7 protein-coding genes are annotated in these 9,159 nt (G+C 57.4%); 2 read left to right on the top strand and 5 right to left on the bottom strand.

The window, feature by feature from the left end:
- Positions 1–18: 18 nt before the first annotated feature.
- From pstA to pstS, 3 genes are all read right to left on the bottom strand, one after another.
- The gene (gene pstA / locus QEP12_RS08070; protein ID WP_284213924.1) at positions 19–903 is read right to left on the bottom strand and encodes a phosphate ABC transporter permease PstA; all 885 of its coding nucleotides are present in this window, start codon (positions 901–903) and stop codon (positions 19–21) included.
- A complete protein-coding gene (gene pstC / locus QEP12_RS08075; protein WP_246254305.1) occupies positions 900–1,823 on the bottom strand; it encodes a phosphate ABC transporter permease subunit PstC in 924 nt (307 codons plus the stop codon). The genes pstA and pstC overlap by 4 nt, the downstream gene beginning before the upstream one ends.
- A 177-nt stretch (positions 1,824–2,000) precedes the next feature.
- A complete protein-coding gene (gene pstS / locus QEP12_RS08080) occupies positions 2,001–3,041 on the bottom strand; it encodes a phosphate ABC transporter substrate-binding protein PstS (protein ID WP_174863330.1) in 1,041 nt (346 codons plus the stop codon).
- A 272-nt stretch (positions 3,042–3,313) separates the two neighbouring features.
- On the opposite strand from pstS, the gene QEP12_RS08085 reads away from it, so the two are divergent.
- Complete coding sequence (locus QEP12_RS08085; protein WP_284213925.1) at positions 3,314–4,789, top strand: Ppx/GppA phosphatase family protein; 1,476 nt, start codon at positions 3,314–3,316, stop codon at positions 4,787–4,789.
- A gap of 159 nt (positions 4,790–4,948) precedes the next feature.
- Here the strand turns inward: QEP12_RS08085 and ppk1 are convergent, their stop codons facing one another.
- Complete coding sequence (gene ppk1, locus QEP12_RS08090; RefSeq protein ID WP_284213926.1) at positions 4,949–7,102, bottom strand: polyphosphate kinase 1; 2,154 nt, start codon at positions 7,100–7,102, stop codon at positions 4,949–4,951.
- A 153-nt stretch (positions 7,103–7,255) separates the two neighbouring features.
- On the opposite strand from ppk1, the gene QEP12_RS08095 reads away from it, so the two are divergent.
- Entirely contained in the window at positions 7,256–8,191 is a 936-nt protein-coding gene (locus QEP12_RS08095; RefSeq protein WP_284213927.1) for a Ppx/GppA family phosphatase, read from the top strand.
- Positions 8,192–8,286: 95 nt separating this feature from the next.
- Here the strand turns inward: QEP12_RS08095 and QEP12_RS08100 are convergent, their stop codons facing one another.
- A complete protein-coding gene (locus QEP12_RS08100; RefSeq protein ID WP_284213933.1) occupies positions 8,287–9,024 on the bottom strand; it encodes a 16S rRNA pseudouridine(516) synthase in 738 nt (245 codons plus the stop codon).
- Positions 9,025–9,159 lie beyond the last annotated feature (135 nt).

Below are 9,159 nucleotides of genomic sequence, written 5' to 3' on the forward strand. Positions count from 1 at the left end.
CGTCAAATCCTTGCAAATTTATTTCTGGCGCGTGAGTACACGGGCCAAGATATTCAGGGCCAACACGGCCACCGTAATCAGGAACACGCCCGCCCACGCCAGCTGTTGCCAGTTTTCGTAGGGGCTCATGGCGAACTTAAAAATCGTCACGGGCAAGCTGGCCATGGGTTTGGCCAAGTCACCATTCCAGAATTGGTTGTTCAACGCCGTAAACAGCAGCGGTGCGGTTTCGCCCGCAATGCGTGCCACCGCCAACAACACCCCAGTGATCACGCCAGCGCGTGCCGCACGCAGCGTGATGGCCAAAATCACTTTCCACTTCGGGGTTCCCAGTGCATACGCGGCTTCGCGCAAGGCCGCAGGCACCAGCGTGAGCATGTTTTCTGTGGTGCGAATCACCACGGGAATCACGATCAGCGCCAACGCCACAATCCCGGCATAGGCAGAAAAACTCTTGAACTTGGCCACCACCACCGCATACACAAACAAGCCGATGACGATGGAGGGGGCGGACAGCAAAATGTCGTTAACAAAACGTGTCGTGGCCGCCAGCCAGCTTTTTTTGTCATATTCGGCCAGGTACACACCCGCCATCACACCAATCGGCGTGCCCACACACGTGGCCAGCGTCACCATCACAAAAGAGCCGAAAATGGCATTCGCCAAACCACCCATTTCATTGGGCGGCGGGGTCATGTCGCTGAACAGTGAAAAGCTCAGCCCACCAATGCCCAAACGGATGGTTTCCCACAAGATCCAGATCAGCCAGAACACCCCAAAGGCCATGGCGGCCAGCGACAGCGTCAGCGCGACCTGGTTTAAGCGCTTGCGCGCAGCGTAGCGCGCCTGGCGCTGTGCCTGGAGTTTTTCGGCAACAATCAGTTGTTGGCTTGAGGTGCTCATGTGCGTGCCCCTTCGTTCTTTTGCAGGCGGTTGAGCAGCAGCTTGGACAGCGACAGCACCACAAAGGTGATGAAGAACAGTGCCAAGCCCAGATAAATCAACGATGCCTGGTGCAAACCTTCGCCCGCCTCGGCAAACTCATTGGCCAGCGCCGAGGTAATGCTGTTGGCCGCTTCAAACATCGACACCGAATTGAGCTGGTTCATATTGCCGATCACAAAGGTCACGGCCATGGTCTCACCCAGCGCACGCCCCAGGCCCAGCATGATGCCGCCCAGCACACCAGCCTTGGTATACGGCAGCACCACCTTCCAGACCACTTCCCAGGTGGTCGCACCCAGGCCATAGGCCGACTCTTTAAGCAGGGCCGGTGTCACTTCAAACACATCCCGCATCACCGAGGCAATGAAGGGAATGATCATGATGGCCAAGATGATGCCTGCAGACAAAATACCGATACCAACCGGCGGGCCAGACACCAGTGCACCCAAATAGGGCACGCCATCAAACAAACTTTGCAGTGGCTGCTGCACATAGGTGGCCAGCACCGGGCCAAACACCATCAGGCCCCACATGCCGTACACAATTGAAGGCACAGCAGCCAGCAATTCAATGGCCGTGCCCAGCGGGCGGCGCAGCCAGTTGGGCGACAGCTCCGTCAGGAACAGGGCAATCCCAAAGCTCACAGGCACGGCGATGACCAGGGCAATCAGCGAAGTCATCAAAGTGCCATAAATCATCACCAAGCCACCGTATTGGTCCTGCACAGGATCCCACTCGGTACGGGTGAAAAAGCCCAACCCATATTCATGGATAGCGGGCCAAGCGCCCACCAACAGCGACCCCATGATGGCCAACAACAAGCCCAGCGTGACCAACGCGGCACCTTTGGCCAACCAGGCAAACAAACGATCCGCCAAGCTGGCGGTGAACCACCTCGTGCGTCGTGGAGGTTGTGCACGGCCGGCGCTTGTCTGCTGCGGGGCCGTTGCATTCGCTGAAGATAGGGATGAGGACACGGGTGTCACCTCTTTACAAACAACTAGACCTGCCAGGCGCACACGCGCCGGGCAGGATGTGACTGTCAAATCAGCCGATTACTTCCAAGATACTGGCTTGCCAGCACCATCTTTGATATCTGCCCAGGCCTTGAACACTTGCGCCTTGACCGAGTCAGGCATAGGCACGTAGTCCAAGCTGCTGGCGGTAGCGTCACCGCTCTTATACGCCCAGTCAAAGAACTTCAGCGTAGTCGCTGCTTGTGCAGGCTTGTCTTGCGCCTTGTGCATCAAGATGAACGTTGCGCTGGTGATTGGCCATGCTTCTGCACCGGGCTGGGCAGTCAGGATCTGGTAGAAGCTCTTGCTCCAGTCTGCACCAGCTGCTGCGGCCTTGAACGAGGCTTCGTTGGGCGAGACAAACTTGCCCTCATTGTTTTGCAGCTGTGCAAATGTCAACTTGTTTTGCTTGACATAGGCGTATTCCACATAACCAATGGAGTTCGCCAGACGTCCGACAAATGCAGCCACGCCTTCGTTGCCCTTGCCACCTGCACCGGTAGGCCAGTTCACTGCCTTACCTTCACCCACTTTTTCCTTCCACTCGGCATTCACCTTGCTCAGGTAGTTGGTAAAACCAAAAGTGGTGCCCGAGCCATCAGCGCGGCGCACGGGAGTGATCTTGGCGTTGGGCAGATTCACACCGGGGTTGAGCGCGGTGATGGCGGGGTCGTTCCAGTGGGTAATCTTGCCCAGGTAGATGTCACCCAGTACTTGGCCGTTGAGCTTGAGCTGGCCAGGTTGAATGCCTTGAATGTTGACCACAGGCACGATACCGCCGATCACGGTAGGAAACTGCACCAGACCCTTGGCTTGCAGGTCCGCGTCCTTCAAAGGTTCGTCAGAAGCGCCAAAGTCTACGGTTTTGGCTTCAATTTGCTTGAGGCCTGCGCTGGAGCCAACCGACTGGTAATTGATCTTTACGCCAGTCGCCTTGTTGTAGTCAGCGGCCCACTTGGAATACAAAGGGGCAGGAAAGCTGGCGCCTGCGCCGGTGGCTTCTTGCGCGGCTGCCACATTCATCAAGCCGCCGGAGATCAAGGCACCGGTTACCAAAACACGCATCATGGACATCTTCATGGAAGCACCTCTCTTGGTCAAAAAACAAGGTCGAAGAAAACTCGATGACGTGAATGTAAAAAGCGTTTGTGACATGTCTGTGACATTAAAAAATTAAGGTTTTACGGCGCAAAAACCACAGCCAGTCCATTTCAAAAAAATGTCATCGTTGCGTCATACCCGCGCGCTAGCCTCTCAACCCTGCTCCACACTTGGCCTTGCCAGTTTTTTCATCGCCGCGCTGTGTGAGGACTGATAAGCTGCGCCTTTTGCGCCGCTAGCTGACATTTCAAATGAATGATGCGATTGCCCTTGCTGCCGTAGACCTCGGCTCCAACAGTTTCCGCCTTGAGATTGGTAGTTATGAACACCACCAAATCCACCGCGTGGAATACCTCAAAGAAACCGTGCGTCAAGGCAGTGGCTTGGACAGCAGCCGCAACCTCACCCAAGAATCCATGGAGCGTGGCTGGGCCTGCTTAGCACGCTTTGGTGAACGGCTGCGCGGCTTTGACCCAGCGCATGTGCGCGCCGTGGCCACCCAAACACTGCGCGAAGCGCGCAACCGCGACGTGTTCATTGACCGCGCCAGCGAGCTGCTGGGCTTTCCGATTGAAGTCATCTCGGGCGAAGAAGAGGCCGCGCTGATTTACCGCGGCGTAATCAGCCAGCTGCCCGCATCGGATGAACACCGTCTGGTGATTGATATTGGCGGCCGCTCTACCGAATTTGTGCTCGGCCAAAACAGTGTGGCGCAGTCCGTTGCCTCCTACCGCATTGGCAGCGTGGCATGGACAGCGCGCTACTTCCCGCAGGGAGAGCTGACGCCTGAAGCCTTCAGAACCGCAGAAATTGCCGCGCGCGCGGTGCTGGATGAGGCGCTGGACACCTTCAGCCCCGGCAGCTGGGACATCGCTTACGCCTCTGCAGGCACTGCCAATGCCGTGGGCGACACGCTGGCTGCCAACGGCCAAGGTCAGGGCATGATTACCCGCGCCGGACTCGACTGGTTGCAGCAGCAACTGTTGCAAGCCAAGCACATTGATCGCGTCAAGCTGGACGGTTTAAAAGAAGACCGCCGCCCCGTGGTTGCGGGCGGCCTGAGCGTGCTGCGTGCCGTGTTCGACCTGCTGGGCCTGGAGCGCATGGAAGTTGCCCAGGGCGCACTGCGCATGGGGGTGCTCTACGGTCTGGTGGACGATGAACAAGTGGGCGATATCCACTCCGCCACTGTGCTGGGCCTGATGCAGCGGTTTGGCGTCAACACCCTGCACGCCCGCCATGTGGCAGAAACCGCCCAGCAGCTGTGGCAGCAATTACACCCTGCAGAGCCCCATGCACCCGCCATGCTGGCATGGGCCGGCTTGCTGCACGAAGTGGGCTGCCGCATCTCGCGCAGCAACTACCACCGCCACAGCGCCTATGTGCTGGAACACAGCAACGCACCGGGCTTTACCCCGGCTGAGCTGGCCAATCTGGGTCAACTGGTACTGGGCCACCGCGGCAAGCTGAAGAAGGTGGAGGCATTCATGCACATGCCCGCCCATGCCTTACAACTGCTGTGCCTGCGGCTGGCGGTGGTGCTGTGCAACAGCCGCCGCGCGCCAGATATGCAGGGCCTGCAACTGCAGCGCCAAGGCCCGCAGCAACTGCTGCTGCAAACACCTGCAGGCTGGGCACAACGCTTTCCGCTGAGCGCGCAATTGCTGCGTGAAGAGGCCGAAGCCATCAGCAAGACAGACTGGCAGCTCGCACTGCAAATGGATTAACAAGCAAAAAATATAGCTGCTAGCGCTTTTTAATAAACACTTTCAGATACTTATCTATCTGAAAGTGTTGAACGTCAAGCGCTAGCAGCTCTTATTTTTAAATCGCTCCACCCAAAAAAAGATGCCTCAGCATCCTTGGAAACTGCACATTCACCGCACCTAGGCGGGCGCGCCGTACAGCTGCATCAACGCGTTTTGCGCGCCATGGCCATCATGCGGATGCGCAGCTGGCAGATAGCTGCCATCGGGCTGCTGCGTCCACGCATCGCGGTCGTCGTGCAAATAGGCCACCAAACACTCGTCAATCACACGCTGGCGCAGCTTGGGCTCTTGCACAGGCCAGGCCAGTTCAACGCGGCGCGTCATATTGCGGCGCATCCAGTCGGCACTGGACAGGTACACGTGCTCTTGTTCCTCGCCCCAGGCAAAGTAAAACACGCGCGAATGCTCCAGCAACCGCCCGATGATGGAGCGCACACGGATGTTGTCCGTCAGGCCAGGCACCTGCGGTGGCAGCATGCAGGCGCCGCGCACAATCAAGTCAATGCGCACGCCAGCCTGGCCTGCCTCGACCAGCGCATGCATCAGCACCTCATCGGTCATGGCATTGCTTTTGACCACCACGCGGGCATATTGGCCCTCTAGCGCGGCTTGCTTGCAGGACTGCAAGTGCGCCAGCATGGTCTGCTGCAGCGCAAACGGCGCCATCACCAACTTGTCCAGCTTGGGTTTGACGTTGGGGCTGGCCAGGTGGCGAAACACCGCATCCATATCAGCCGTCATCACCGGGTCGCACGTCAGATAACTCAAGTCGGTGTACATGCGCGCCGTTTTGGGGTTGTAGTTGCCGGTAGACAGGTGGCCATAGCGGCGCAATCCCCTGCCCTCTCTGCGCGTAACCAGCAGCATCTTGCCGTGGGTTTTCAACCCCACCACGCCATATACCACCTGCGCGCCCACAGCTTCCAGCGCATCAGCCCAGTTGATGTTGGCTTCTTCGTCAAAGCGCGCCTTCAACTCCACCACGGCCATCACTTCTTTGCCCAGCCGCACCGCCTTGGCCAGCAAATCCATCAACTCCGACTTCACCCCGGTGCGGTAAATGGTTTGCTTGATGGCCACTACGGCCGGATCGTGCACCGCTTCGCGCAGCAACTCCAGCACCGCATCAAACTGCTCAAACGGCTGGTGAATCAGCACATCTTGCTTGCGCATTTGCGCCATCACCTTGACCGCAGGTTTGAGCTGCCTAGGCCAGCTGCCTTGCCACGGCTTGAATAGCATGGAGGGTTCGTTGACCAAATCAATCAACTCTGCCAAGCGCACCAAATTCACCGGCCCATGCACGCGAAACAGCGCCTGCCGCGGCAGATCAAACTCTTGCAGCAAGGTGGTGGCCAAGAATTCCGAACAGTGGCTACTCACCTCCAGACGTACCGCTTGGCCAAACTGGCGGTAAGCCAACTCTTCGCGCAGCGCCGTGCGCAAATCATCCACCTCGTCTTCTTCCACCAGCAACTCGGTATTGCGCGTGACACGAAATTGCACCGTCTCTATCACTTCGCGGCCATCGAACAGCTCCGAAATGTGGGCACGCACCATGCTGGAGAGGCTGACAAACAACCGCTGTTTGCCACAAATACTGGCCGGCATCTCCATCAAACGCGGCAAGGCACGCGACAGCTTCACAATCGCCACCTCATTGGCGCGACCAAAAGCATCGCCACCTTTAAGGCGCACCACCATATTCAGAGATTTATTGGCCACCTGCGGGAATGGATGCGCCGGATCCAGTGCCACGGGCACCAGCAAAGGCTTGACGGCCTTCTGAAAGTGCCGGTACACCCAGCGGCGCTGCGCCGCTGTGCGTGCCTGGTGATGGACGATGCGAATGCCCGCCGAGGCAAATGCTGGCACCAAAGCGTCGTTGTAGAGCGCGTACTGGCGCGCCACCAGCTCTTGCGCTTTGCGCAGCAAGGACAGGCCATCGGCCATGTTGTAGACGCCCTGCGTTTGGGCATTGACGGCCACGATGTGCGGGGCAGAGCGCACCTCAAAAAATTCATCGAGGTTGGAGGAAACAATGCACAGATAGCGCAAGCGCTCCAGCAGGGGAACATCTTCGCGCCGCGCCCATGCCATCACGCGCTCGTTGAAAGCCAAGATACAGTGGTCACGCGGCAGCAAAGTCAGGGGGGCAGTGGATGTTTGCGCCGCCGTCAAAGCAACCTGCTCCGGCACTGGCACCGCATCTTGCGGCAGTGCCCTAAATGCAGGAGGCGTTGCAATGAATGGTTCTGTCTTTGGATACATGAAAACTCTTTGGCGTAGCCTCTCCAGTATCCCCAAGCCATGTGACGAAACGATGACAGCACTGTGACTGTTTCATGCACCCAGAACCTGCAAACGACTGGAATGAAGCGACTCTAATGGTAATCTGACGGGCTGCGTATTTCCTTGTGCACCATGAAAGCTCCATTGCTCGCCAGTATCGACATCGGCTCTAACAGCGTTTTACTGCTTGTCGGTCGCGTCATCAATGGCAAACTGCACACCGAGCTACAACGCAAAGAAACCATCCGACTAGGCGGCGCACTGGATAGTGAACGCAATCTGGAGCCCTCGGCCATGGAACGAGGTTTGGAATGTTTGCGCCGTTATGCCGCACTCATCGCCCACATCCCCCCTGTGCATCGCCGGGTAGTTGCCACACAGACCCTGCGCGAAGCACGCAACCGTGATGCCTTTTTGCACCAAGCTCAAGCTATTTTGGGCTGTTCGGTGGAATTAATTTCTGGTGAACGTGAAGCCGCACTAATCTACCAAGGTGTCAGCAGCTTGCTTCCTGCCTCGCCAGAGCGCAGGTTGGTGGTAGACATCGGCGGTCGCTCAACCGAAATTTGTCTTGGCCAAGGCAGCCACCTCGAAAAGGCCATTTCATGCCCCATTGGCAGCGTTGCTTGCGCCCAGCGCTTTTTCGGGGATGGCGTTTTGCATGCTAACCGTTTTGCTGCAGCGCACACCCACGCCCAAGCACTGTTGCGAACACATATGGCGGATTGGAACAACGCCACTTGGGAACAGGTATGGGGCTCTTCCGGCACCGCAGGCGCCATCAGCAAGGCCCTGCACCAAGCCGGTTACCTCGCTGGCGAAATCACACGCCCCACCCTTTTCCAATTGCAGCAGCAACTCATTCTCGCAGGCCACATTGACCGGCTGCCGCTGCAAGGTTTGCGTGAAGAGTTGCGTCCAGTCATTGCTGGCGGTGTGAGCGTGATGTGCGCAGTGTTTGACACCTTCCAACTGCAGCATATGCGCATTGCCCAAGGGGCCTTACGCCACGGCGTACTGTTTGATTTACAACACTCCCTCCAAAGTGGCGCAGCACCTGCTGCATAGCAGCCAGCCGCCCACTCCCCAACACGAAAAAGCCAAGCTTGGAAACCAAACTTGGCTTTTTCTTTGGATGCCATCTGGGGTGACCTACGACGCGCTTAGCGTAGCTTCTCCAAATCCTGTGCGCTGAGCCAACGCCACTCACCCGGCTTCATGTCTTCGGGCAATGCCAAGCTACCGATTTTCCAGCGATGCAAGCTCTCCACCCGGTTGCTCACTGCCGCCAGCATGCGCTTGACTTGGTGGTACTTGCCCTCGGTCAGCGTCAAATCCAGCACACATTCCTCCACGATTTCGCATGCTGCAGCCTTGACCGGCTTGGGGTCATCATCCAACACCACGCCCGCCAGCAACTTGTCCACCATGCTCTGCGTGACAGGGTGCTTGGTTGTCACGCGGTACACCTTGGGCACATGTTTTTTGGGTGAGCTCATACGGTGAATGAACTGGCCGTCATCGCTGAGCAGCAAAAAACCCGTGGTGTCTTGATCCAATCGTCCCACCGCTTGCAGACCTTGCACCGCCCCTTTGTTAGGACGCTGGCGCAATGGTGCAGGCAACAACGTATAAATGCTGGGATGGGCCGACGGCTTTTGCGAGCACTCTGTGCCAGCAGGCTTGTACAACAATGCATAGCCTTTTTCGTGATATTCCCAATCCACACCCTGTACGCGAAAACGCAAGCCTTCAGGCTCGTATTCCTGGGTCGAATCGGTCACTTGCACGGGCTCTGCCGCACCGTCTTCGTACACCTGTACCCAGCCTTGCTGAACCAGCCCTGAGCAGACACGGCGAATACCGAAACCTTGGGAATAAAGAATGTCTTGCAACTGCATGTCATCACCCTTGCCGCAGCCAGCGGCTTCAAAAACAGAGCGCCATACGCTCACTCGTCAAAGCTTTGTAACTGTTTTGATCTCAAAACCTAGGCAATTCTTGCGGTAACAGCTATCAATCTAAATGCAATTCAA

It is taken from the genome of Comamonas jiangduensis (genome assembly GCF_030162955.1).
GTDB lineage: Bacteria > Pseudomonadota > Gammaproteobacteria > Burkholderiales > Burkholderiaceae_C > Comamonas > Comamonas jiangduensis.